The sequence below is a fragment of the Neorhizobium sp. LjRoot104 genome, assembly GCF_964253725.1.
Taxonomy (GTDB): Bacteria; Pseudomonadota; Alphaproteobacteria; order Rhizobiales; family Rhizobiaceae; genus Neorhizobium.
This window is the reverse complement of sequence record NZ_CAXURS020000002.1, coordinates 545,933-568,193: the sequence shown is the minus strand read 5'-3', so window position 1 is coordinate 568,193 and position 22,261 is coordinate 545,933. Positions and strand designations below refer to the sequence as shown.

General features: G+C 61.6%; 22 protein-coding genes and 1 pseudogene. 12 read left to right on the top strand and 11 right to left on the bottom strand.

Translation table 11 applies throughout. From position 1 onward, the window contains the following. Positions 1 to 20: 20 nt before the first annotated feature. A complete protein-coding gene (locus ACSQ8R_RS24905; protein WP_436256022.1) occupies positions 21 to 788 on the top strand; it encodes a 5-oxoprolinase subunit PxpA in 768 nt (255 codons plus the stop codon). A gap of 47 nt (positions 789 to 835) precedes the next feature. Next, on the top strand, positions 836 to 2,041 hold the full coding sequence (locus ACSQ8R_RS24900; protein ID WP_436256021.1) for a pyridoxal phosphate-dependent aminotransferase: 1,206 nt from the start codon (positions 836 to 838) through the stop codon (positions 2,039 to 2,041). Positions 2,042 to 2,089: 48 nt separating this feature from the next. Here the strand turns inward: ACSQ8R_RS24900 and nac are convergent, their stop codons facing one another. Continuing rightward, a complete protein-coding gene (gene nac / locus ACSQ8R_RS24895; RefSeq protein WP_436256020.1) occupies positions 2,090 to 2,995 on the bottom strand; it encodes a nitrogen assimilation transcriptional regulator NAC in 906 nt (301 codons plus the stop codon). Positions 2,996 to 3,227: 232 nt separating this feature from the next. On the opposite strand from nac, the gene ACSQ8R_RS24890 reads away from it, so the two are divergent. The 10 genes from ACSQ8R_RS24890 (at position 3,228) to ACSQ8R_RS24845 (ending at position 11,231) form a co-directional block, all read left to right on the top strand. After that, the gene (locus tag ACSQ8R_RS24890; protein WP_436256019.1) at positions 3,228 to 4,007 is read left to right on the top strand and encodes an SDR family oxidoreductase; all 780 of its coding nucleotides are present in this window, start codon (positions 3,228 to 3,230) and stop codon (positions 4,005 to 4,007) included. Next, entirely contained in the window at positions 4,004 to 4,711 is a 708-nt protein-coding gene (locus tag ACSQ8R_RS24885) for an amino acid ABC transporter permease (protein ID WP_436256018.1), read from the top strand. The genes ACSQ8R_RS24890 and ACSQ8R_RS24885 overlap by 4 nt, the downstream gene beginning before the upstream one ends. Then, positions 4,708 to 5,469 carry an amino acid ABC transporter permease gene (locus tag ACSQ8R_RS24880; RefSeq protein WP_436256017.1) on the top strand — a complete coding sequence of 254 codons (762 nt, stop codon included), beginning with the start codon at positions 4,708 to 4,710 and terminating at the stop codon, positions 5,467 to 5,469. The genes ACSQ8R_RS24885 and ACSQ8R_RS24880 overlap by 4 nt, the downstream gene beginning before the upstream one ends. Further along, entirely contained in the window at positions 5,466 to 6,233 is a 768-nt protein-coding gene (locus ACSQ8R_RS24875; protein ID WP_436256016.1) for an amino acid ABC transporter ATP-binding protein, read from the top strand. The genes ACSQ8R_RS24880 and ACSQ8R_RS24875 overlap by 4 nt, the downstream gene beginning before the upstream one ends. 32 nt (positions 6,234 to 6,265) lie before the next feature. Continuing rightward, a complete protein-coding gene (locus ACSQ8R_RS24870; RefSeq protein ID WP_436256015.1) occupies positions 6,266 to 7,102 on the top strand; it encodes an ABC transporter substrate-binding protein in 837 nt (278 codons plus the stop codon). Positions 7,103 to 7,202: 100 nt separating this feature from the next. Beyond that, positions 7,203 to 7,877 (top strand): 4-carboxy-4-hydroxy-2-oxoadipate aldolase/oxaloacetate decarboxylase, encoded by a 675-nt coding sequence (locus ACSQ8R_RS24865; protein ID WP_436256014.1) that lies wholly within the window; start codon positions 7,203 to 7,205, stop codon positions 7,875 to 7,877. Between the two features lie 46 nt (positions 7,878 to 7,923). Next, complete coding sequence (locus ACSQ8R_RS24860; protein ID WP_436256013.1) at positions 7,924 to 8,691, top strand: SDR family oxidoreductase; 768 nt, start codon at positions 7,924 to 7,926, stop codon at positions 8,689 to 8,691. Then, the gene (locus ACSQ8R_RS24855) at positions 8,660 to 9,223 is read left to right on the top strand and encodes a gluconokinase (protein ID WP_436256012.1); all 564 of its coding nucleotides are present in this window, start codon (positions 8,660 to 8,662) and stop codon (positions 9,221 to 9,223) included. The genes ACSQ8R_RS24860 and ACSQ8R_RS24855 overlap by 32 nt, the downstream gene beginning before the upstream one ends. A gap of 18 nt (positions 9,224 to 9,241) precedes the next feature. Then, positions 9,242 to 10,189 (top strand): 2-hydroxyacid dehydrogenase, encoded by a 948-nt coding sequence (locus ACSQ8R_RS24850; protein WP_436256011.1) that lies wholly within the window; start codon positions 9,242 to 9,244, stop codon positions 10,187 to 10,189. 10 nt (positions 10,190 to 10,199) lie between these two features. After that, complete coding sequence (locus tag ACSQ8R_RS24845; RefSeq protein ID WP_436256010.1) at positions 10,200 to 11,231, top strand: L-idonate 5-dehydrogenase; 1,032 nt, start codon at positions 10,200 to 10,202, stop codon at positions 11,229 to 11,231. A gap of 65 nt (positions 11,232 to 11,296) precedes the next feature. On the opposite strand, the gene ACSQ8R_RS24840 is transcribed toward ACSQ8R_RS24845, so the two are convergent. The 10 genes and pseudogenes from ACSQ8R_RS24840 to ACSQ8R_RS24795 form a co-directional block, all read right to left on the bottom strand. Continuing rightward, positions 11,297 to 12,256: a sugar phosphate isomerase/epimerase family protein gene (locus tag ACSQ8R_RS24840; RefSeq protein WP_436256009.1), complete on the bottom strand. Its 960-nt coding sequence runs from the start codon at positions 12,254 to 12,256 to the stop codon at positions 11,297 to 11,299. After that, a pseudogene (locus tag ACSQ8R_RS24835) lies at positions 12,253 to 13,256 on the bottom strand (Gfo/Idh/MocA family oxidoreductase). Before ACSQ8R_RS24835 ends, ACSQ8R_RS24840 begins: the two are co-directional and overlap by 4 nt. 349 nt (positions 13,257 to 13,605) lie before the next feature. Continuing rightward, complete coding sequence (gene panB / locus ACSQ8R_RS24830; protein WP_436256008.1) at positions 13,606 to 14,427, bottom strand: 3-methyl-2-oxobutanoate hydroxymethyltransferase; 822 nt, start codon at positions 14,425 to 14,427, stop codon at positions 13,606 to 13,608. Further along, complete coding sequence (gene panC, locus ACSQ8R_RS24825) at positions 14,424 to 15,299, bottom strand: pantoate--beta-alanine ligase (protein WP_436257273.1); 876 nt, start codon at positions 15,297 to 15,299, stop codon at positions 14,424 to 14,426. The genes panB and panC overlap by 4 nt, the downstream gene beginning before the upstream one ends. A gap of 274 nt (positions 15,300 to 15,573) precedes the next feature. Then, positions 15,574 to 17,037: a M20 family metallopeptidase gene (locus tag ACSQ8R_RS24820; protein WP_436256007.1), complete on the bottom strand. Its 1,464-nt coding sequence runs from the start codon at positions 17,035 to 17,037 to the stop codon at positions 15,574 to 15,576. A 22-nt stretch (positions 17,038 to 17,059) separates the two neighbouring features. Continuing rightward, complete coding sequence (locus tag ACSQ8R_RS24815; protein ID WP_436256006.1) at positions 17,060 to 18,301, bottom strand: M20/M25/M40 family metallo-hydrolase; 1,242 nt, start codon at positions 18,299 to 18,301, stop codon at positions 17,060 to 17,062. Between the two features lie 2 nt (positions 18,302 to 18,303). After that, the gene (locus ACSQ8R_RS24810; protein ID WP_436256005.1) at positions 18,304 to 19,320 is read right to left on the bottom strand and encodes an ABC transporter ATP-binding protein; all 1,017 of its coding nucleotides are present in this window, start codon (positions 19,318 to 19,320) and stop codon (positions 18,304 to 18,306) included. Between the two features lie 8 nt (positions 19,321 to 19,328). After that, positions 19,329 to 20,330, bottom strand: coding sequence for an ABC transporter ATP-binding protein (locus ACSQ8R_RS24805; protein ID WP_436256004.1), 1,002 nt, complete (start codon positions 20,328 to 20,330; stop codon positions 19,329 to 19,331). Beyond that, positions 20,330 to 21,244 carry an ABC transporter permease gene (locus tag ACSQ8R_RS24800; protein ID WP_436256003.1) on the bottom strand — a complete coding sequence of 305 codons (915 nt, stop codon included), beginning with the start codon at positions 21,242 to 21,244 and terminating at the stop codon, positions 20,330 to 20,332. The genes ACSQ8R_RS24805 and ACSQ8R_RS24800 overlap by 1 nt, the downstream gene beginning before the upstream one ends. Then, entirely contained in the window at positions 21,244 to 22,218 is a 975-nt protein-coding gene (locus ACSQ8R_RS24795; protein WP_436256002.1) for an ABC transporter permease, read from the bottom strand. The genes ACSQ8R_RS24800 and ACSQ8R_RS24795 overlap by 1 nt, the downstream gene beginning before the upstream one ends. Positions 22,219 to 22,261 lie beyond the last annotated feature (43 nt).

The window sequence follows — 22,261 nt, the reverse complement described above, 5'->3', positions numbered from 1 at the left end:
GCGATCAGATGGAGGACGCGATGAAGATTGATCTGAATTCCGACATGGGCGAGGGCTTCGGTCCCTATCGCCTGTGCGACGACGAGGCGATGATGCAGGTCGTGTCGTCGGCCAACATCGCTTGCGGCTTTCACGGAGGAGATCCGGACACGATGGCGCGCATGGTGCGCCTCGCCAGGCAGAACGGCGTCGGCATCGGCGCGCATCCCGGCCTGCCGGACCGGAGCGGTTTCGGCCGGCGCGAGATACCCTGTCAGCCGGACGAATTGCGCCAGCAGATGCTGTACCAGCTCGGTGCCCTGACGGCGATCGCCAAGGCCGAGAACATGACCGTCGGCCATTTCAGCTTTCACGCGGCCATGGGCAACATGGCCAATCGCGACCCCGCGCTGGCGGACCTGATGATGAGTGCCATTTCGAGCGTCGACCCGAACCTCGTGGTGTTCGTGACGCCGGACAGCGAAATCGAGAGGGCAGCGAAACGCGCCAGGCTGAAGACGCTGGCGCTTTTCCTGGCCGATCGCGCCTATGACGCCGCCGGCAGGCTCGTCGCCCGAGGATTGCCGGGGGCGCTGGTCAAGGAGGAGGAGGCAGTTCGCACACGGGTGCGCCGGTTCCTGACCGACGGGACCGTCGAAGCGATCGACGGGGCGATCATCGCCATGCCGGCTCGCTCCATTCTCGTGCACAGCGATACGCCCGGTTCACTGGAACTTGCCCGTATCGTCCGCAGCGAAATCGAGGCCGCCGGCGCGACGCTCGCGCCTGCGGCCGAACTCGCATCCTGACCGGCCGCCAGCCGTCACAATTTTTGTTTCACCGAGAGACCAAGTCAATGCCTTCCATCGCCGACCGCCTGAAGAACGTTTCCATCCCGGCATCCGCCGCCATGACCCAGCGTGCCCGGGAATTGGCCGCCAGGGGCATCAAGGTCGTCAGCCTTTCCTCCGGGGAGCCGGATTTCCCGACGCCGGCGCATGCGATCGAGGCCGCTCACGCTGCGGGACTGGGCGGCGATACGAAATATCCGCCGATAGACGGCACGTCGGAGCTGAAGGCGGCGATCGCCAGGAAGTTCAAGCGGGACAACAATCTCACCTATGACGCCAGCCAGATCGTCGCGTCGGCGGGCGGCAAGCAGACCATTTTCAATGCGATGCTGGCGACCCTAAACCCCGGCGACGAGGTGGTCATTCCGACCCCTTCCTGGGTGAGCTACGCGGATATTGTCCATTTCGCCGGAGGAACGCCTGTCGCCGTTCCCTGCTTCGAGCAGACCGGGTTTAAGCTGCGCCCGGATGATCTGGACGCGGCGATCACGCCACGAACCAAGTGGCTCATCCTGAACTTCCCGAACAACCCGACGGGGGCGGCATGCTCGCGCGCCGAGATGGCGGCGATTGCACAGGTCATGCTGCGTCACCCGAATGTCTGGATCCTGACCGACGACATCTACGAGCACCTAGTCTATGACGATTTCGAATTCTGCACGATCGCCGAGGCCGAACCCAGGCTCTATGATCGCGTCCTGACGATGAACGGCGTCTCGAAGGCCTATGCCATGACCGGCTGGCGGCTGGGTTTCTGCGCCAGCGGTTCGAAGGAACTGGTCGCCGCGATCAGCAAGGTCAATTCCCAGAACGCCGGCGGCATCACGACGGTCACCCAGGCTGCCGCCATCGCGGCCCTTGACGGCCCGCAGGAACTGCTCAAGGAACGTGCTGCGATCTATCGGGAGCGGCGCGACTTCGTGGTCGGCAAGCTCTCGGAAATCGAGGGTTTGCGCTGCCACAAGCCCGAAGGGGCGTTCTATCTCTATCCAAACATGTCCGGCCTGATCGGCAAGACCACGCAGGGCGGGCGCAAGATCGAGACCGACGTCGATTTCGTCATGGGCCTCATCGAGGAACACCATGTCGCGACTGTTCAGGGCGCAGCCTACGGCATGAGCCCGTATTTCCGCATTTCCTATGCGACCAGCATGGAGATGCTGAGCGAGGGTTGTGCGCGCATTGCCGAATTCTGCAAGTCGATGCGCTGAAATTCAGCAAAGGCCTCCGGCCCGAATTTCGGGCCGGAGATGCCCTCGTCAGAGCTTCAGCCGCTCGGTCAGTTCAACGAGAATATCGCGGACGGCAAATGCCGGTTCCGACAGCGAGTTCTGGTCCGAGGTGCAGAGCGAAAGCGTTTCCTCTATCCGCGGCGAGACGACCCGGCAGACGAGCGGTTCGCTCGACTCCGAAACGATGCGATCGGCAATCGCCTTTGGCATGATCGTCGCCCCGAGCCCATTTCCGACCGCGCGGGCGAGGGTCCGGACGATTTCCACTTCCGCCACGACCTTGAGATTGATCCTGCTGCGGGTGAAAGCGGTGTCGATCGCGCGGCGGACAAAATTGTAGGCGGGCGGCAGCAGCATCGGCATCCCGTCCAGAGCGCCGACCGGCACCGGTTTCGAATCCGCCTCGATCGCAAAATTGCGATGCGCGACGAGATAAAACTCCTCGCTGAGGATCGGTTCGAAACGCACGCCCTTGATCGGCCCGATACCATGGATCAGCGCCATTTCCAGCCGCCCGGTCATGATCATCTGGCTATAGGTCTGGCCGACGCTTTCGGTCAGGTGCAGCAGGATGCCCGGATGCCGCTTGCGCGTTTCCGCCAGAAGGTCGACCGAGAGCGTGGCGGCACTGCTGAACGGCACCAGACCCACCGAAACCCGGCCCACCAGTGAGTTGCCGGCCGCCGCGGCATCCGCCTGCGCCTGTTCCATCTGCCGCAGGATGATCTGTGCGTGCCGATAAACGGCATGCCCCGCATCCGTCATGCTGACACCCTGCTGGCTGCGGATCAGCAGTTTCTGGCCGAAATGCTCCTCGAGCGCCGCGAGCTGCTGGCTGAGCGCCGGCTGGGCGAGGTGCAGGATATCGGCGGCACGCGTGATACTGCCGCTGTCGACGATGACGATGAAGGATTTGAGGCGCCTAATATCCATGGGATCGGGTGATGCTCTGTTCCGCAGGCCTATGTTTTGCAGACATGCATGTCTTTGGCAATGCGCGCCCATAGGATGACTGCCTGATCCGGAGCAAAGAATTCAAGGCCTTGAGCCTGGTGCTCAATACCCGGCAGTCTCCATAAAACTTGCTTATTACTCCAGAAATAATCGGTCTTAGGCAAGCCGTCAAAGCTCCGCTACTGTCCAGGCCAATAACAAGGGGACCAGAATGTCATTCTCCGATTACAGAACCGCACTGGTCACCGGCGCATCGTCCGGCATCGGCGCAGCCGTCGTCGAACGTCTCCGGGCCGAGAAGATCGAGGTGCATGCGATCGCTCGCAGCGCCGACGCCCTCAACGAACTCGCCGAGCGTACCGGTTGTATCGCGCATGTCATCGACGTTACTAACCGTGCCGCGATCGCCGCGCTTGCAGGCAGCGTTCAGTTCGACATTCTGGTCAACAATGCCGGCGTCGACCGGCCGAAAAAGTTCCTGCAGGCGGATGCCGAGGACATCGATCTCCTGGTCGATGTCAACCTGCGCGCCGTCCTGCATATCTGCCGGCTGATCGTCCCCGGCATGGTCGAGCGCGACCGCGGCCATGTGGTCAACATTTCCTCGATCGCCGGCAACTACAATTTCGGCGGCAATTCCATCTATCATGCGGTCAAGTCCGGCGTCGCCATGCTGTCGAACCAGCTCAGGATCGACGCATTCGGCAAACGCGTCCGCGTTACGGAAATCTGCCCGGGCCGCGTTGCGACGGACATATTCAGCCACGTGCACGGTAACGACCCGAGCGTGCGCGAACGTTTCATCGACGGGTTCGAGCTGCCACAGGCATCCGACATCGCCGACGCGATCGCCTTTGCGATCGCCGCGCCGGTTGCGGTCAATATCGGCCACATGGAAATCACCCCGACACTGCAGGTAATGGGCGGGCTGCAGACTGCCAAGCCCGAAACCTCCGCAGACGCCTACCAAGCGGAAGGCGCAAAGCGGTGAGCGGCTTCGACTTATCTGCAATCCTCAGCAATCCCGATTTTCGTGGGATGCTGCTGCACGGCATCGAGACGACCTTCATCATCTATGTCGGCTCGTGGCTGCTGGCCATGACGCTTGCCATCCTGCTGCTGGCGTTCCGGATGTCGCCGGTCAGGATCGGCGAGCCCGTCGTCAAGGCCTATATCTCCTACCACCGCAACGTGCCGACGCTGGTGCAGCTGATGCTCTGGTATTTCGGTATCTTCACACTGTTGCCGCAAGGTTTGGCGAATTGGCTGACGGATCACAATGCCGAAGCGATATTCGCCGTCATCGGCCTTGGACTGTGCCAGGCCGCCTATTTCAGCGAGGACCTGCGATCCGGCCTGCGCTCGGTCAGTCCGGGGCAGATGGAGGCCGCCAAGGCGCTCGGGCATGGCTATATCTCGGCCCTGCGCTTCGTTGTCATGCCCCAGGGCGTGCGCAATGCCTTGCCGCCGCTGATCAATCACAGCGTTTCGCTGTTCAAGAACAGCAGCCTGGCGATCGTCGTCGGGGCGTCGGAACTGACGCATGCGGTCAAGGAAATCGACAACATCAGCTTCCGGACTTTCGAAATCTACCTGATCGGCACTGTCCTCTACCTCTTCTTCTCGCTCGTCATCATGGGGGTCGGTGCCTATCTGTCGATGCGCGCAGATCCTGCCCGGAGAGCGCGCGCATGATCCAGGACATCATCACCATTATCCAGGACTATTGGCTGCTCCTGCTGATCGGGCAGTATCCCAACGGGCCGCTGGGCGGTCTCGCCAATACGATCATCCTCTCCCTGCTGGCGATCCTGCTTGCCTTTCCGGTCAGCATTCTTCTCGCCCTGGCCCGCCTTTCGAAATGGCGGGCGTTGAGATGGCCGGTAACGGGCCTCGTCTATGTCACCCGCGGCGTGCCGCTGCTGATGCTCATCCTATGGTGCTATTTCGTGGTGCCGTTGTGGACCGGCGCCGATGTGCCTAGCTTCCTGATCATGCTGTTGACGCTGGTCATCTACCAGGGTGCGTTCCTCAGCGAAGTGGTGCGGGCCGGCATCGTGGCCCTCGGCTCCGGGCAGATGGATGCCGCAAGGGCGCTCGGCCACAGCCATCTCGGTGCGATGCGCTTCGTGATCCTGCCGCAGGCGCTCTACAACATGATACCGAGCATGATCTCGACCTTCGTATCGACGATCAAGGATACGACTCTCGGTTACGTCATCAACGTGCCGGACCTGACATTCGCGGCAAGCCAGGTGAACAACCAGCTGATCACCCAGCCGTTCCAGGTCTTCATCATCCTGGCCGCCGTCTACTACGTGCTCTGCTGGAGCCTGACCTATGTGGCCAACAGCGTGGAGCGGCGCATTGCACGCCGCCGGGCAGGACCGCGCCAGAACGCTCGCCTTGCCACCGAGGCCGCCCCCCTCAAAACACTCACGGAGCAGCCATGAGCATGCCAGTTTCCCAGCCGCAGGACGGCCATGCGATCCGCCTTTCGGATGTCTGCAAGAGCTACGGCGACTATCAGGTCCTGAAGAACATCAACGCTGAGGTCGGCCGCGGAGAGGTGGTGGTGATCTGTGGCCCGTCCGGGTCCGGCAAGTCCACGCTGATCCGCACCGTCAACCGGCTTGAAGAGATCAACAGCGGAGCGATCAATTTCGAGGGCCAGGATATCCATGCGCCGATGCGCGGACGCGAGCTGAACCGGCTGCGCAGCCGGATCGGCTTCGTGTTCCAGAGCTTCAACCTGTTTCCGCATCTCTCGGCAGTCGAAAACGTCTCGATGTCACCGATCCGGGTGAAGGGTATTTCCGCTGATGTGGCCCACGACAAGGCCCTCAAGCTGCTCGACCGCGTCGGTCTTGCCGACAAGGCCAACTCCTACCCCGGCCAGCTTTCCGGCGGGCAGCAGCAGCGCGTGGCGATTGCCCGGGCGCTCGCCATGGAGCCGCCGGTCATGCTGTTCGACGAACCGACCAGCGCGCTCGACCCGGAAATGGTCGGCGAGGTGCTGAGCGTCATGAAGAGCCTGGCTGCCGAAGGCATGACCATGCTTTGCGTCACCCACGAAATGGGTTTTGCCCGCGATGTCGCCGACCGCATCTGGTTCATCGACGCGGGCGAGATCCTCGAAATGGCACCGCCCGAGGACTTCTTCCAGAACCCTCGCCATCCCCGCGCCCAGCGGTTCCTGTCCGATCTGCGCCATTAATCAATCAAGACTTCATAACAAGGAGAACAGCAATGAACTGGAAATGCCTCACACTCACCATCGCTCTGGCGGCAGCGGGCGCCGCTTCGCCGGCAGTCGCGGATCAACTCGATACGATCCTGGCCAACAAGACCCTGCGCTGTGCCACGTTCGCCGACGTTCCGCCCTTCGCCGCTCCGGATGTGAAGACGCGCGAAATGGTCGGCTTCGACGTCGATCTCTGCAATGCCATCGCCAAGGAACTCGGCGTCAAGGCTGAAGTGAAGCCGGTCTCGGTCGAAGCACGCGTGCCGGAAGTCAAGCTCGGTCGCGTCGACATCACGGTTGCCAACCTTGCCTACACCCAGAGCCGCGCCGAGCAGATCCAGTTCAGCGATCCATATTACCTCGCCAAGGAAATGCTGATCGTTCCGGTCGATGACGCCGGCAAGAAGAAGGCCGACTACGAAGGCCAGCGCGTCGCCTCCACCAAGGGCTCGACGTCGGAAATGTCGATCAAGCTTAACAAGTCCGAGCCGCTGACATTCCAGGATACCGGTTCGGCCTATCTCGCGGTCCAGCAGGGCAAGGCGCGCGGCATGGTCGCCAACACCATGACCACGACCAAGTTGGTCAACGAATCCAAGACCAAGGGCAAGCCGATGCGCATGATCGAGGAGCCGATGCTCTTCCAGCCGATCGGCATCGGCATGGCCAAGGACAATCCGGCGCTGACCGCCAAGGTCAACGAAGTGCTGCGCAAGCTCGACACGTCCGGTGAACTCAACAAGATCTGGGACAAGTGGCTCGGCCAGGACACCGAGTACAAGATGACCCGCACCGACAAGGTCGTACCGCTCTCCGAGCTGAAGTTCGACCCGATCCCGTAAGCCGGCTCTCGTCCGGCTCCGCCTGAACTCAATCACACAACAACAAAGACTGCAGGCGGCGGGACGTGCCCGCCGCCGGTCTTCCCGTGGGAGGTTTTTCATGATCCATATCAAAGACATCGCCGAGCGGCCGAGCAAGGCCGATATCGACGCGCTTTCCAGGTTTTCAGCCGCAACCATTCATGAGGCCCAGGGTCGCAGGGGGGCGCTATCCTCCCGCCTGAAGCCGGTAGACCACCGGATGAAACTGTGCGGCCCGGCCTTCACGGTCAAGAGCGCACCGCGCGACAATATCATGTTGCAGTTCGCCATCCACTATGCCGAGCCGGGCGACATAATCGTCGTATCGGCGGGCGAATACGAGGAAGCGGGCTCGTTCGGCGACGTGCTGGCCAATGCCTGCCTTGCCAAGGGCATCGGCGGTCTGGTCACGGATACCGGCGTGCGCGACACGGCGATCCTTCGGGATCTCGGCCTTCCGGTCTTCTCGCTCAGCGTCTGCATCAAGGGCACGGTCAAGGAAACGGTCGCTGCCGTGAACGATCCGATCATCGTCGGTGGCGAGATCATCAATCCGGGCGACATCCTCGTCGGCGACGCCGATGGGCTCGTCGTCGTGCGCCGCGACGAAGCACAGAAGGTTGCCCAGCTTTCGCAGGCCCGCGACGACGAGGAAGCGCGTTACATCGAAGCCTACAAGCGCGGCACGACAGTCATGGAAATCTGCAAACTCGACGCGTTCATCAAGGCCAAGGGTGTCGTGGTCGATATCTGACCGTCACGACACCTCGAAATCATTGCATGTTGGGAGGGGGCGTTTCATGAGCTTCCAGTTATTTGATCTTTCGGGCCAGCGCGCTCTTGTGACGGGTTCGTCGCAAGGGATCGGATATGCGCTGGCGGCGGGACTTGCGGCGCATGGGGCGTCGGTTGTCCTCAACGGACGGGACCGTGCAAAGCTCGAGGTGGCTGCCGGCAAACTTCGGCAGGCGGGTGCCGAAGTGTCGGTCTCGGATTTCGACGTGACGGATGCCGGGGCCGTCAAGGCAGGTATCGATGCGATCGAGGCGGAAGCCGGACCAATCGACATCTTGATCAACAATGCCGGCATGCAGTTCCGCACACCGCTGGAAGACTTTCCCGTCGATCGGTGGGAGCAGCTGCTGAAGACCAATATTTCCAGCGTCTTTTATGTCGGCCAGGCGGTGGCAAGACACATGATCGCTCGCGGTTGCGGCAAGATCATCAACATCGCCTCCGTGCAGAGTGAACTCGCGCGTCCCGGCATCGCGCCCTATACGGCGACGAAAGGGGCGGTGAAGAACCTGACGCGCGGCATGTGCACCGACTGGGCCAAGCACGGCCTGCAGATCAATGCTCTGGCACCCGGTTATTTCAAGACGCCGCTCAACCAGGCTCTGGTCGATAGCGCCGAATTCTCATCCTGGCTGGAAAAACGCACCCCGGCGGCCCGCTGGGGCAATGTCGAGGAACTGGTCGGTGCGGCCGTATTCCTTTCCGGCAAGGCTTCCTCCTTCGTGAACGGACACACGCTTTATGTCGACGGCGGCATCACGACCTCTCTCTAGCGGAACCGGCCATGCCGGCCCGCTGGTCGTCATGGGTGTTTCCGGCTGCGGCAAGACATCCGTCGGCAAGATGCTCGCCTCCGGCCTCGGATACCGGTTCATCGAGGGCGACAGCCGTCATCCGGCAGCCAATGTCGAGAAGATGCAGGGCGGCATTCCGCTTTGCGACGACGATCGATGGCCGTGGCTGGAGACGCTGGGCACCGAACTGGCGGAAGACGAAAGCACGGTCATTTCCTGTTCGGCGCTGAAGCGTTCCTACCGCGATCTGTTGCGGAAGAAGGCGGGCCAGCCGATCACCTTTGTGTTCCTGCAGGGTACCCGGACGATGCTGGCGTCGCGGCTGACGGGTCGCAAGGGGCACTACATGCCGCTGTCGCTACTCGACAGCCAGCTCGCCACGCTTGAGCTTCCCATCGGCGAACTCGATGTCGTCACCGTCGAGATCGACCAGTCGCTGGAGCGGATCGTCTCGCTGGCGATCTCCCGCATAGCGTCCATGGCCATACGCCATGGCGACATAAAGTCATAAGATCATACGGAGAAAACAATGGCCAAACCGGAAATCCTGCTCGTCGGACCCTACCCGGAATGGGACCTTGTCGAGCTCGACGCACAATACGAGGTTCGCAAGCTTTATGAAGCGGCCGATCGCGATGCGTTCCTGCAGCAACACGGCGCCAACATCCGCGGCATCGCCACCCGCGGCGAGCTCGGTGCCTCGGCAGAGCTGATCGGCAAGCTGCCGAAACTGGAAGTCGTGTCGGTCTACGGGGTCGGCTACGATGCGGTTAATCTCGATGCCTGCCGCGCACGCGGCATTCGTGTCACCAACACGCCGGACGTGTTGACCAACGATGTGGCCGACCTCGGCGTGGCCATGATGCTCGTCCAGTCACGCGGAATGATTGGTGCGGAGAGTTGGGTGAAGGACGGAAGCTGGGCGGCGAAGGGCCTCTATCCCCTTAAGCGTAAGGTTTGGGGTCGGAAGGCCGGCATTCTCGGCCTTGGCCGTATCGGCTTCGAGGTCGCCAAGCGCCTCACGGGCTTCGACATGGATATCGCCTATAGCGACGTGTCGGCCAAGGACTATGCCGATGGCATGACGTTCATTGCCGATCCGGTCGAACTCGCACGGCACTCGGACTTCCTGTTCGTCACGCTCGCCGCATCGGCTGCAACGCGCCATATCATCTCCAAAGAGTTCATCGAGGCGCTCGGGCCGGAGGGGATGCTGATCAACATCTCGCGGGCCTCCAATATCGACGAGGATGCGCTGCTCGACGCGCTGGAGGCCGGCACGCTCGGCTCTGCCGCGCTGGATGTCTTCGAAGGCGAGCCGAAACTCAACCCGCGCTTCCTGAAGCTCGACAACGTGCTGGTGCAGCCGCATCACGCTTCGGGCACGATTGAAACCCGCAAGGCGATGGGCAAGCTGGTGCGCGACAATCTCGCCGCTCACTTCGCCGGCACCGCCCTGCCGACCCCTGTTATCTGAGGATAGACTGATGAAAGCCGTCGTTATTCATGCCGCCAAGGATTTGCGGATCGAGGAAAGAGAGATCGAGGCGCTTGAAGCCGGACAGGTCGAAGTCGCCATCGAGGCGGGTGGCATCTGTGGATCCGATCTGCACTATTACAATCACGGCGGCTTCGGCACGGTTCGCGTTCGCGAGCCGATGATCCTCGGTCATGAAGTGGCCGGCACCATCAAGGCGCTCGGCGAAGGCGTTTCCGGCCTTGCGATCGGCGACCGGGTCGCCGTCTCCCCGAGCCGCCCGTGCAATCATTGCGAATATTGCCTCAAGGGCCAGCAGAACCAGTGCCTCAACATGCGGTTCTATGGTTCAGCCATGCCCATGCCGCATATCCAGGGTGCCTTTCGCCAGCGTCTCGTTGCCGAAGCCTGGCAGTGCCACAAGGTCGGCGAGAAGGTATCGATCCATGAAGCGGCTATGGCCGAGCCTTTCGCTGTGACGTTGCACGGTGTCAACCGCGCGGGCGCGCTCACCGACAAGCGGGTTCTGGTCACTGGCTGCGGCCCGATCGGCGCATTGGCGATCATAGCGGCCCGCGCGCATGGCGCCCGCGAGATCGTTGCAACCGATGTGATGGATGCCGTGTTGCTGAAGGCGCTGTCGATCGGTGCCGATCGCGTCATCAATGTGGCCAGCAATGCCGAACAGCTCTCCGCCTATTCGGCCAACAAGGGCTATTTCGACGTTCAGTTCGAAGCTTCTGGCAACGAACGTGCTGTCCGTTCCGGACTGGAGGTCCTGAGGCCCCGCTCGACAGTCGTCCAGCTCGGTCTTGGCGGTGACGTCTCCATCCCGCAGAACATTGTGGTTGCCAAGGAAATCGAGATGAAGGGCACATTCCGTTTCCATGAGGAGTTCGGGCTGGCCGTCGACCTGATCAGCAAGGGCCGCGTCGATCTGAAGCCCTTGCTTACGGGAATCTACCCGTTGGAGGACGCCGTCGCGGCGTTCGAAGCCGCTGGCGACAGAAACAAGGCCATGAAAGTGCAGCTCGTATTTTGATGCAGTCTCAGAGTTCACTGATCACCAATTCGAGCGAATGCAGGCATGAAGCTCCATAATGGCTCCTAGATCGCCTGCGGCTTGAAGTCGCTCTTGGCGACGGGCATGACGGCCTGGAGCAGCGCCACAGACTTCTCCAGGCCTTCAAGGCTGTTCAGAAGGACGTCTTCATGCTCGATCGAAAGCCAACCGTCGTAACCTGCCATCTTCAGCCTGTAGCAGAACTGCCGCCACCATTCCTCCCCGTGGCCGAAGCCGAGCGTGATGTAGGACCAGCTCCTGGCGGGGATGTCCATCAGGCTACCGTTCTCAAGGAGGCTGCCTACGGCCTGTTTCGGTAAGTTCAGGAATGTGTCCTTGGCGTGGACATGATAGACGGCCTCGCCGAGCGCTTCCGCCGCCACAAGAGGATCGGCGCCCATCCAGAACAGGTGGGAGGGGTCTAGGTTTGCACCGACGACCGGGCCCACCTCCTCCCGCAGTCTGAGCAGGGACGGAACGTTGTAAACGCACTGGTTGCCATGAAGTTCTAGCGCGATGCGTTCGACCCCGTGTTCCTTTGCCAGCGCAGCGATCCTCGTCCAATACGGGATAAGTTTCTCCTCCCATTGATACCGGAGTATGGCCTGCGTTTCGGGGGGCCAGGAGGAAACCACCCAATTCGGCATGGTGTCCGTTGCGTTTCCGGCGGGGAGCCCCGACATGGAGCAGACAGTTCTGATCCCGAGCTCGCCGGCCGCTCGGATCGTATCCTCAAGGCCCTGCCCTTGCGCGGGGTCGGTCGGATGCAACGGGTTTCCGTTGGCGTTGAGGCTGATGACCTCCAGTCCACGGTCGGCGAAGGACGCCAGGAAGTCCTTCCGCACGTTGCCGTCCTTCAATATCCCCTGCAGGTCAAAATGCGGAGCGGTGGACCAGCCGCACGTGTTGACTTCCACTCCGGAAACCCCGAGCCGGCGAGCGTGGTCGAGCATCTCGTCGAACGGCAGACCACCCAGACTGCCTGAAACAAAACCCAGTTTCATGCGTAGAACTCCGGCTTCATGATCATCTCCACGGGCATCTTGTGTCCCTTGTTCAGTGCTTGCACTCCAGCCTCGGCGACGACCGCGACGCAGTACCCGTCCCAGCTGCTGGGCGCCGTCTCTGGGAACACGCCACTCTCCACGAAGCGCAGGAATGCCCTGTTCTGACGCCGGTAGGCTTCATGATAGCGGCCACGCCAGTCGGCCTCGTAGCTCGTGCTCTGTCCCAGATCGCGGTCCACCCGCGTGTGGTTCACCGGGTTCATCGCTATAGTCGCCTTTTCGCCTACCAGCTCGGCACGAATATCGTGGCCATAGGCCGCGTTGTTGTTGATCTCGATGTTGACAAGCTGGCCGTCCGCCGTCTCAAGCACCATATAAACGGGCGCGACGAGGGAGTCGGAGCGCTTTGGCTGGAACGCAGAAATCGAAATGTATTCGGTGCCAAGGACATGCCGCACCACGTCGAATTCATGGGGTGCCGAATTGGTGATAGCCATCGCACCGGTAAAGTCGGCAGCTGGGGTGGCTACGTTGCGGTGGAAGTTGTGCATCATGAGGGCTCGGCCGATCGCGCCATCCTGTACCGCTTGCTTGATCTCGACGTACGACTGGTCGAAGCGGCGCATGAAGCCAAGCATGATGAAGCGTTCGCCAGCCTGCTCCTCCGTCTTGAGGATATCGAGGCACTCCGATGACGATTGCGAAAGAGGTTTCTCACACAGGACCCGCTTGCCCGCCTTGATGCAGGACAACGAAAGGGGCGCGTGAGTAAAGTCCGGGCTCGCGATGATGATCGCATCAACGTCCGGTCGTGCCGCGATACGGTCCGGGTTTACGTCCACATCCTGAGCGCCGTAGCGGTCAGCGACTTTCCTCGCCCGATCAGCGTCCATGTCACACACGACCTGGAGCGTTGCGCCCGGCAGATCTTCCGCCACGATCTTTGCATGGTCAGCCCCCATCAGTCCCGCCCGATGATTGCGATCCTGGTACCCATTTTCTATGATCTTCCTGTAACTGATAAAGGGATGGCCGGCGCCAGTAGAGCGCCGGCCTGTGTAGTTGCGTGCCGGGCCACTTGGGAGAGCTATTTCTTTGCATACTGATCGACGTTTTTCTTGGTGATCGAGGCGAACGGAACCAGCTTTTTACCTTCGCCTTGAAAGCCGGCTATGGTTCCGGCGCGCTCGTCTCGTCATGGTATCTCCTGTTCCCGGCATCTAAGCCGAAGTCAGGCAGAAATTCCACTTATCCCAGCTGTGCAGATTTCCCCAGCCACCTCTGCGCAGGGTGGCTCGCCTGGAAGAACTGGCCATCCGATGATGCGGTTGTTCGCAGCCGCCTGCTCACGACCGGCGCTTGAATGTATGTTCCTCGGCGGGAAACACTCGGGAGCGAACCTCATCCGCATAGGCTGCGGTGGCGGCCGCGGCCCTTTTTCCAAGCTCATCGAACCGCTTCACGAAGCGTGGGGTGAAATCGTTGAACAGCCCGAGCATGTCGTCCGATACTAGGATCTGGCCGTCGCAGGCCATCGAAGCACCGATTCCAATCGTCGGAACAGGCATTGCCATCGTCACTTCGCGGGCAAGCGTTTCGACCGTGCCCTCGATGACCACCGCAAAGGCTCCCGAGTTGCCGACCGAATCGGCGTCACGGCGGATCTTGGCGACTTCTTCGTCGAAGTGGCCGACGGATCGATATCCGCCCGCGGTATGAACCTGCTGCGGCATCAGGCCGATGTGGCCAAGAACCGGGATGCCGCGAGCGGTGAGAAAGGCGATGGTCTCGGCCATCTCTTCGCCGCCTTCAAGCTTGACCGCATCGCAGCCGGTTTCCTGCAGAATGCGCACGGCGTTGCGATAGGCCAGTTCCCTGGATTCCTGATAGCTTCCGAAGGGCATGTCGACGACGACGCAGGATTTGGCAACACCCCGCATCACCGCTTTTCCATGCGCGATCATCATGTCGAGCGTCACAGCCACGGTGCTCTCCATGCCGTAGAGGACCATGCCAAGCGAATCTCCAACAAGCAGAAGATCGCAATGTTCATCAAGGATCCGCGCCATCGGCGTTGTATAGGCGGTCAGGCATACGATCGGCGTTCCGCCCTTCATCGCCCGGATACGAGGAGGCGTCAGGCGCTTCGGGGAGTTCGTGGCACTCATCGCACCGCTCCTGTTTCAGGCGAGATTTTTTTCGCAATCACCCGGTTGTCGAGAAGTTTCGTGGTGCCGATACGCACGAACAATGCGACAACCACGGGAGCCGCTATCTCCGTTATATTTTGCAATGTCGCAGCGTCCCTGACGGCAACCACTTCGGCGCTGGCCAGAGGCTCGCGCGAGATGAACCCGGCAAGCTCCGCTTCCAGAACCTGCGGGTCCGCAAGCCCTTCGGCGACAAGACGTTCCGCTTCCTCCAACGCGCGCGGGACGACGGCCGCGGCTCGTCTTTCGCTCTCGCTGAGATATACGTTGCGGGAAGACAGGGCGAGGCCATCCTTGTCCCTCACCGTCGGCACGGAAACCACCCGCACCGGCAAGGCGAGATCTTCCACCATCCGCTTGATGATCACGACCTGCTGATAGTCCTTCTCCCCGAAATAAGCTGCCTGCGGCTGCACAATGTTGAAGAGCTTGCAGACAACGGTCGCCACGCCGGCAAAATGTCCGGGCCGAACGGCGCCCTCGAGCTCGCATCCGAGATCGGGCACGTCAACGACGGTCTTCATGGGCTGCGGATACATGTCCTCGACGCCCGGCGCAAAGAGGAAGTCGACCCCCGCCTCGTCCAGCATGGTCATATCGCGCTCCAGATCGCGGGGGTATCGGGCGAGGTCTTCGGCCGGGCCGAACTGAAGCGGGTTCACAAAAATCGACGCGACGACGATCTCGTTGTCGGCCCGGGCACGGGAGACAAGCTCCATATGCCCTGCGTGCAGATATCCCATTGTCGGAACAAAACCCACGCTCGCCTGGCTGCCCCTTGCCTTGGCAAGCCCGATCCGCATGGCATCAATGTTCGATAAGACCTGCATGCGTCCTCCCAAGTCCGCCATTCCCACATTGGGGGCAGATACAGAGGCCAGGCTGGCTTGTGGGTCAATGCATCCCATCCGATAAAAACGATTAGATGAAAAATTCCATTCACTGGTGTTCGCAGCCAACGCTCTCAATCGAGAGGACGGATCTTTCGTGTCAACGTTCAGGAAGCCATCCCTCCAGAACTTGCCATCCAGCACGCCCGATCCTTCGTACCGCGAACTGCCGCTCCGGGTGATCGCCCATCGTCAGCCACGAAAGGCTGTTTCCTTATTTGCGAGCCGAACCGACGGGTGGTTCGCTTCCTTCCGGAAGCGGTGTCCGATATGCTTCTCCACCCCGCCGGGTGTTCAACTCCCCCTTTGCACGGGCCAACAGGTCGGGATCGGTCACCACGCGTGCGCCGGTCGCCGCCATGACCTTGGCGGCCGTGACCATCGCCTTGTGAGCGCTTGGCAGCTTGCCCTGCGTCACAGCTTGCCAGGCATGGAACGGCGTGCCGATCGCCGCCGTGGCGGTCAGGCATTGCGCCGTCGGCACGACCCAGCTGACGTCACCCACGTCCGTGGAGCCGAAAAGCAGGCCGGGGGAACTGGGCAACGGCAGAAGCCCGTCATGCAGGGACTTCGGATAGTCTTGCGGACCTCCAAAGGCCTCCGCACTGGCGCGGATGTCGTCATCCGTCAGCGCGGCAGCGCGCAACCGGTCCGCAAAATCGAAGTCTGCCGCATCGAAATCCGGAGCGCCAAGCTGCGTGAATTCGCGGTGCATCGCCTCCTCCAGGGCTCGATTGGGCAATATGTTGGACGTGGCTCGGTCAAAGATCATCTCGACCGAGGTTTCCGTCATGAGTGCGGCGCCCTCGGCAATCTTGCGCACCCGCTCAAAAAGGCTTCGGACATCGCTGAGCTTCGGTGCCCGGATGAGATACAGTCCCTCTGCCGAGGCCTGCACGACATTCGGTGAAATGCCACCCGTCTGGGTAATCGCGTAGTGTACGCGGGCATCCGACGGCATATGCTCGCGCATGTAGTTGATGCCGACATTCATCAGCTCGACGGCATCCAGCGCGCTGCGGCCGACCTGCGGGCTCATGGCCGCATGCGCCGCGCGGCCGCTGAACCGGAAATAAGCCTGGATATTGGCGAGCGTCGAGGACGACATTACGGCATTGTAGACGCACGGATGCCAGCAGAAGGCGGCATCGAGATCGTCGAAAGCGCCGGCGCGCGCCATGTAGGTCTTCCCGGAGCCGCCCTCCTCGGCCGGGCATCCATAATAACGCACGCGTGCCTTGATGCCGGCTTCGGCAAGCGCGTCCCGCAGGGTGACCGCTGCCAGCAGCGACGCTGCGCCGAGGAGATTGTGATGGCAGCCGTGGCCGTTCGCGCCGGGCTCTAGTTCCCGCTGCTCGGTACTGCCCGGCACCTGGGAAAGACCAGCCAAGGCATCGAATTCTCCGAGAAAGCCGATGGTGACGTCCCCTTCGCCGGATTCCGCCATAAAGGCCGTCTTGATGCCGGCAATGCCGCAAGTCACCCGAAAACCCTCGGCCTCCATCGCTGCGAGGTGCTCGTGGACAGAGCGAAACTCCTCGAAACGCAGTTCCGGCATGCCCCATACCCGGTCGCTGAGATCAATGAAGGTCTGGGCCTTTGCGTCGGCGCAACGTGAGATATGGCCGGCGTCGAGAACGTCGTTACGCCCTGCCGCGGCGGCATTATCCTTCTGCATATCGCTCAATCCTCGATCAGTGTCACACATCTGCGCCGGCGCAGGCGAGCAGCGTGACCAGCCCCACGGACATGCCGGGAAGCGTCTTGGCCGGATCAACGTCCGTCCACTCGCTCAACGAATGCGCATCGCCGCCCTCCCCGCCCCAGGACAGAGTCACAGCCGGAATACCCAGGCTCATGGCCATGTTGGCATCCGTCGAAAACGACCCGAATACGGGCGTCTCGCCGATCGCCTCGATCGCGGCAGCAGCGCATTCGGTCAATTCGCCGTCTGCGGTAACGCCGGCTGGCCGGTCGCCGATCAGCACCATCTCGACGGCAATCGCCCCCTTCTGGATCGATCGGCTGTCGTTCTCGACATGGCATGACTGCATCACGATCTCGCGGAAGCGCGTATCGAGGTCCGCCAGCTCGGGGGCGGAGTTGGAGCGCAGGTCCACCATAAGCGAGACCTCCGCCGGTATGGCGTTTACCGAATTTCCGCCCTTGATGACGGTCGAGCTGCAGGTCGTCTTTGGATCGTCGGGCAAGGACAGGCGCCCGAGTTCGACTACCGCACGCGCCGCAGCGATCATCGGATTGACGATGCCGTGATCGGCGAAGCTATGGCCGCCCGGCCCGCGGAACGTCACCCGGTAGCGTTTGGACCCGGTACCTCCGGAAACGATGGCGTTCGCCGGTGTCGGCCCGTCCAGGCAGATCAGGGTGGTGATCCGATCGCGATACGCGCTCTCGGCAAAGAAATGCCGCATGCCACGCAAGTCGCCCTCACCCTCCTCACCCACGCTGGCAAGGACAAGGATATCGTCACGTGTGCTGATACCGGCCGCATCGAGCGCGCGAAGATAGGCGAGGATAGTGGCAAGGCCGCGGGTATTGTCACCAACGCCCGGTGCGGCCAGCCGGTAGCCGTCACGGCGGACGGTGACATCCGTGTCTTCGGGAAAGACGGTATCGAGATGCGCTGAAATGGTGACCATCCGCTTCCCGGTTCCATTGCCGCGGCGGATGCCGGTGACGTTGCCGATAGAATCCGTCGCCACATCCGCAAGACCAGCCGTTTCCAGCATGCTGCGATAGACCTGGCCGCGGCGTTCCTCCTTGAAGGGCGGAGCGGGAATTTCAGTCAATGTGATCAGTTCGTCGATAAAACGGTCGTGGGTCTGCGCCAATGTATCCATGGCGACCCTGAAGGGTGCGCTGTCGAGGAGCGTCCGGACGGCAATTTCTCCGGCCGGCACGATAGTTTTCAGTTTTGACATGTTCAGGCTGCTTCGTTGAGATGACAGGCCGAAAGGCGACCTGCGCCGATCGATTTCAGTTCGGGAACGTCCCGCCTGCAGCGATCCATCGCGCTTGGGCAGCGTGGATGGAACGGGCAGCCGGGTGGAGGGTCGAGCGGCGACGGAAGTTCGCCCTGGATCGGCTTGTAGTCCCGCTCGCCGGCTTCCAGCACAGGCAACTGCTCGAGAAGCAGCCGCGTATAAGGATGGTTCGGGCTGGAAAACAGGTCGACGGTCGGGGCAATCTCCACGACGCGGCCGAGATACATGATGACCACCCGGTCGGAGATATGTTCGACAACGCCGAGATTGTGCGAAATGAACAGATAGGTCAGGTCCAGCTCGTCACGCAGATCCATGAAGAGGTTCAGCACCTGCGCCTGGATCGACACATCGAGCGCCGCGACCGCCTCGTCGCAGATGATCAGCGACGGCTTGACCGCAAGAGCACGGGCAATGCCGATGCGCTGCCGCTGACCGCCGGAGAACTGGTGCGGATAACGGTTGGCATAGGCGCCGGAAAGCCCGACCTTTTCCATGAGGTCGACGACATAGGCCCGCTGCTCGGCCTTACGGATCAATCCATGGGCGACAGGCGCTTCACCGATGATATCGATCACGCGCATGCGCGGGTTAAGCGAGGCGAACGGGTCCTGAAAAATCATCTGGACGCTCAGCGCGAAATCGCGGCGCTGCTCGGGCGTCATGGTCGCGGACGAAACGCCTTTGTAGCTGATGGTGCCGGCACTGATGCTGCTGATGCCGGCGATCATCCGGGCCACTGTAGACTTGCCGCAGCCCGACTCGCCGACGATCCCGACGACCTCCCCCCTTCTGACGGAAAGATCGATGCCGGCGACGGCGCGCACGTCGATCCTCTTCACCCCGGCGCCAAAGAGATTGGCGATGTGCCCGGCGACGCCGACCGGCTTGGTGAACGTCTTGGCGAGGGCGCGCAATTCCAGCATCGGTTCCTGCTGGCCTCTTTCTGTCGTCATGTCCTGTCTCATAGGGTTGGGTTCCAGCAACGCACCGATTTCCCGCCCGGCAACAGGGTAGGTTCGGGTGCGACCAGACATTCGGGCGTCGCCTTCTCGCATCGCTCGCGAAAGGCGCAGCCCTGCGGCAGGTTGAGCAGCGACGGCGTCATGCCCTTGATCTGGTGAAGTCTGTGGCCACGCGTGGCATGAGAAGGAACAGAGTCGATCAGCCCTTGCGTGTAAGGATGCAGAGGCCTCCCGATCACATCCGCGGTAGTACCTGTCTCGACGATGCGTCCGGCATACATGACCGAGATACGATCGGCGAGACCGGCAACAACAGCGAGATCGTGGGTGATCCAGATGAGCGCGGTGCCGGTCCTGCGGCAAAGCTGCTTCACCTCATAGATGATCTGGCCCTGGATCGACACGTCGAGCGCGGTCGTCGGCTCGTCCGCGATGATGAGCTTCGGCTTGTTGATGAGCGCGATGGCGATGGCGATACGCTGCCGCATGCCGCCGGAAAGTTCGTAAGGATAAGCTTTCAGGCGTTCGTCGGGAGATGGAATGCCGACCTGTACGAGCACATCCCTGGCCCGCTGCCGGGCTTCGACCGTGCTGACCTCTGCATGAGCCTGGACCGTTTCGATCAACTGCGTGTCGATGCGCAGAACCGGATTGAGGGTCATCGACGGATCCTGGAAGATCATCGCGATGTCGTTGCCGCGCAATTGCCGGCGTGCCTCCTCGCCCATCGAAACGAGGTCGAGGCCATTGTAGTCGATGCCGCCGTCCACGATTCGGCCGGGCGGATCGATCAGCCCCAGAATGGAGAAACCGGTGATCGACTTGCCGGAACCGGACTCGCCGACAAGCCCCAAGATCTCGCCGCGACCGAGTTCGATATCGACGCCATCGACCGCTTTCACCACGCCTGCTCTCGTTGCGAAATGGGTCTTCAATCCCTTGATCGAAAGCAGCGGCTCCTGTTTGACCGTCGGTGCTGCTTGCATGCTGGTAGCGTCCATCACTGAGCATTCCTCGGGTTGAGAATGTCGCGAAGATGATCGCCCACCAGATTGATACCGACGATGGCGAGAGCCAGCGCGATCCCCGGGAAGAACGAAATCCAGTACTGGCCGGACAGCATGAATTCGAAACCGTTGGCGATCAGCATGCCGAGCGACGGCTGCGTGACCGGAACGCCGACGCCGAGGAATGAAAGGGTCGCCTCAAGCGCGATGGCGTTGGCAAGATCGATCGTCGCGATGACGATCAGCGGCGGAAGGCAGTTCGGCAGGAGATGGCGGGCGATGATGCGCCGCCATCCGAGCGAAAGACAGCGGGCGGCAAGAATGTACTCGCGATTGCGCTCCACAAGGGCGGTGCCTCGGACGGTCCGGGCAAAATAGGCCCATTGCACGATGATCAGCGCGATGATCACCTTGTCCAGTCCCTGACCGAGGACCGAAAGCATGACCAGCGCCACGAGGATCGCCGGGAAGGAAAGCTGGATATCGACGATGCGCATCAACAGGGCGTCCAGCCAGCCGCCGAAATAGGCAGCGCAAAGGCCGACCGTCGAGCCGATCAGGAGCGATACCGTAACGGACAGGAAGGCAACCAGCAGGCTCGTCCGCATGCCGTAGAGCACTGCAGAAAGAACGTCGCGGGCCTGACTGTCGGTCCCGAGCCAGTAGGTAATGCCGCTGACCTCGGCAACGCTGCCCGGCGGCATCTGAGAATCCAGAATATCGAGCGCGCCGATATCGTAGGGGTTCTGGGGCGCGATCCACGGCGCCGCAAAGGCGGGAATTGCAAGCAGGATCATCAGGATCAGTCCGGCCATGGCCAGCCTGTTTTCCCGGAACTGAACCGCAAAGCGGCGGAAGGGCGTTTCCTCGACGGTTGTCGCGGGTGAAATGGTCGCCGGCGTGGTCATCAGTCGCGCACCTTTTCACGGGCACTCGGGTCGATCGCCATGTAGAGAATGTCGATGACGAGGTTCAGGATCACCAGGAAAAACACCATCATGACGAGGTAGGCGACGACCACGGGACGATCGAGGGTGATGATGGAATCGATCAGCAGTTTGCCCATCCCGGGCCAGGAGAAGACACTCTCGGTGACGACCGCAAACGCGATGGCCTGGCCAAATTCCAGACCTGCGACAGTGACGATCGGGATCAGGATGTTCTTCAGCAGGTGGACCTTGAGAATGCGAGAAGGACGCAGTCCTTTGGCGCGGGCGAATTTGATGTAATCCATGGGCAGGACTTCGCGGGTGGCCGCGCGGGTGACGCGGATGATCAGCGCGGCCTTGGCGAGGCCGAGCGTGAGCGCCGGGAGCGCCAGATGCTGCCAGCCATCGATCGTCAATATGCTGAGCGCGACCGGGCCGACATTGACGGTTTCCCCGCGTGCCGAGGCCGGCAGGATGCCGAGATAGACGGCAAACAGCATGATCAGCATCAGGCCGATCCAGAAATTCGGCAGGCTGAAACCAAGGATCGAGCCCGTCATGATTGCCTTGCTGGACGGCGCTTTCGGCCGCAACCCGGCCAGGATGCCCAGCGGAACACCGACGACGACGGAAAACGTCATGGCGACGATCACGAGTTCGACGGTCGCGGGCATGCGCTCAATGATCAGCTGCAGCGCCGGCTGGCCGGTAAGAAAGCTGCGGCCGAAATCGCCATGCGCGGCATTGCCCAGAAACGTCAGGTACTGAATCCATATCGATTGATCGAGGCCGAGCGCCTTGCGCAGCGCATGCCGTTCGATCTCCGTTGCCTCGGGGCTGACAAGCATCGAAGTCGGATCACCGATCAGGTAAAGCCCGACAAAGACCAGTACCGACATGACAAGGATCACGCCGAGCGCCTGAAACAGCCGGTTGATAATAAAAACGGGCACTTGCCTGTCCTTTTTCCACGTGTCCCGGCCTGCTGCGCATCGT

Coding starts and splice junctions, on each gene's coding strand:
- ACSQ8R_RS24905 (WP_436256022.1), top strand. CDS start 21: ATGAAGATTGATCTGAATTCCGACATGGGCGAGGGCTTCGGTCCCTAT.
- ACSQ8R_RS24900 (WP_436256021.1), top strand. CDS start 836: ATGCCTTCCATCGCCGACCGCCTGAAGAACGTTTCCATCCCGGCATCC.
- nac (WP_436256020.1), bottom strand. CDS start 2,995: ATGGATATTAGGCGCCTCAAATCCTTCATCGTCATCGTCGACAGCGGC.
- ACSQ8R_RS24890 (WP_436256019.1), top strand. CDS start 3,228: ATGTCATTCTCCGATTACAGAACCGCACTGGTCACCGGCGCATCGTCC.
- ACSQ8R_RS24880 (WP_436256017.1), top strand. CDS start 4,708: ATGATCCAGGACATCATCACCATTATCCAGGACTATTGGCTGCTCCTG.
- ACSQ8R_RS24875 (WP_436256016.1), top strand. CDS start 5,466: ATGAGCATGCCAGTTTCCCAGCCGCAGGACGGCCATGCGATCCGCCTT.
- ACSQ8R_RS24870 (WP_436256015.1), top strand. CDS start 6,266: ATGAACTGGAAATGCCTCACACTCACCATCGCTCTGGCGGCAGCGGGC.
- ACSQ8R_RS24865 (WP_436256014.1), top strand. CDS start 7,203: ATGATCCATATCAAAGACATCGCCGAGCGGCCGAGCAAGGCCGATATC.
- ACSQ8R_RS24860 (WP_436256013.1), top strand. CDS start 7,924: ATGAGCTTCCAGTTATTTGATCTTTCGGGCCAGCGCGCTCTTGTGACG.
- ACSQ8R_RS24855 (WP_436256012.1), top strand. CDS start 8,660: ATGTCGACGGCGGCATCACGACCTCTCTCTAGCGGAACCGGCCATGCC.
- ACSQ8R_RS24850 (WP_436256011.1), top strand. CDS start 9,242: ATGGCCAAACCGGAAATCCTGCTCGTCGGACCCTACCCGGAATGGGAC.
- ACSQ8R_RS24845 (WP_436256010.1), top strand. CDS start 10,200: ATGAAAGCCGTCGTTATTCATGCCGCCAAGGATTTGCGGATCGAGGAA.
- ACSQ8R_RS24840 (WP_436256009.1), bottom strand. CDS start 12,256: ATGAAACTGGGTTTTGTTTCAGGCAGTCTGGGTGGTCTGCCGTTCGAC.
- panB (WP_436256008.1), bottom strand. CDS start 14,427: ATGAGTGCCACGAACTCCCCGAAGCGCCTGACGCCTCCTCGTATCCGG.
- panC (WP_436257273.1), bottom strand. CDS start 15,299: ATGCAGGTCTTATCGAACATTGATGCCATGCGGATCGGGCTTGCCAAG.
- ACSQ8R_RS24820 (WP_436256007.1), bottom strand. CDS start 17,037: ATGCAGAAGGATAATGCCGCCGCGGCAGGGCGTAACGACGTTCTCGAC.
- ACSQ8R_RS24815 (WP_436256006.1), bottom strand. CDS start 18,301: ATGTCAAAACTGAAAACTATCGTGCCGGCCGGAGAAATTGCCGTCCGG.
- ACSQ8R_RS24810 (WP_436256005.1), bottom strand. CDS start 19,320: ATGACGACAGAAAGAGGCCAGCAGGAACCGATGCTGGAATTGCGCGCC.
- ACSQ8R_RS24805 (WP_436256004.1), bottom strand. CDS start 20,330: ATGGACGCTACCAGCATGCAAGCAGCACCGACGGTCAAACAGGAGCCG.
- ACSQ8R_RS24800 (WP_436256003.1), bottom strand. CDS start 21,244: ATGACCACGCCGGCGACCATTTCACCCGCGACAACCGTCGAGGAAACG.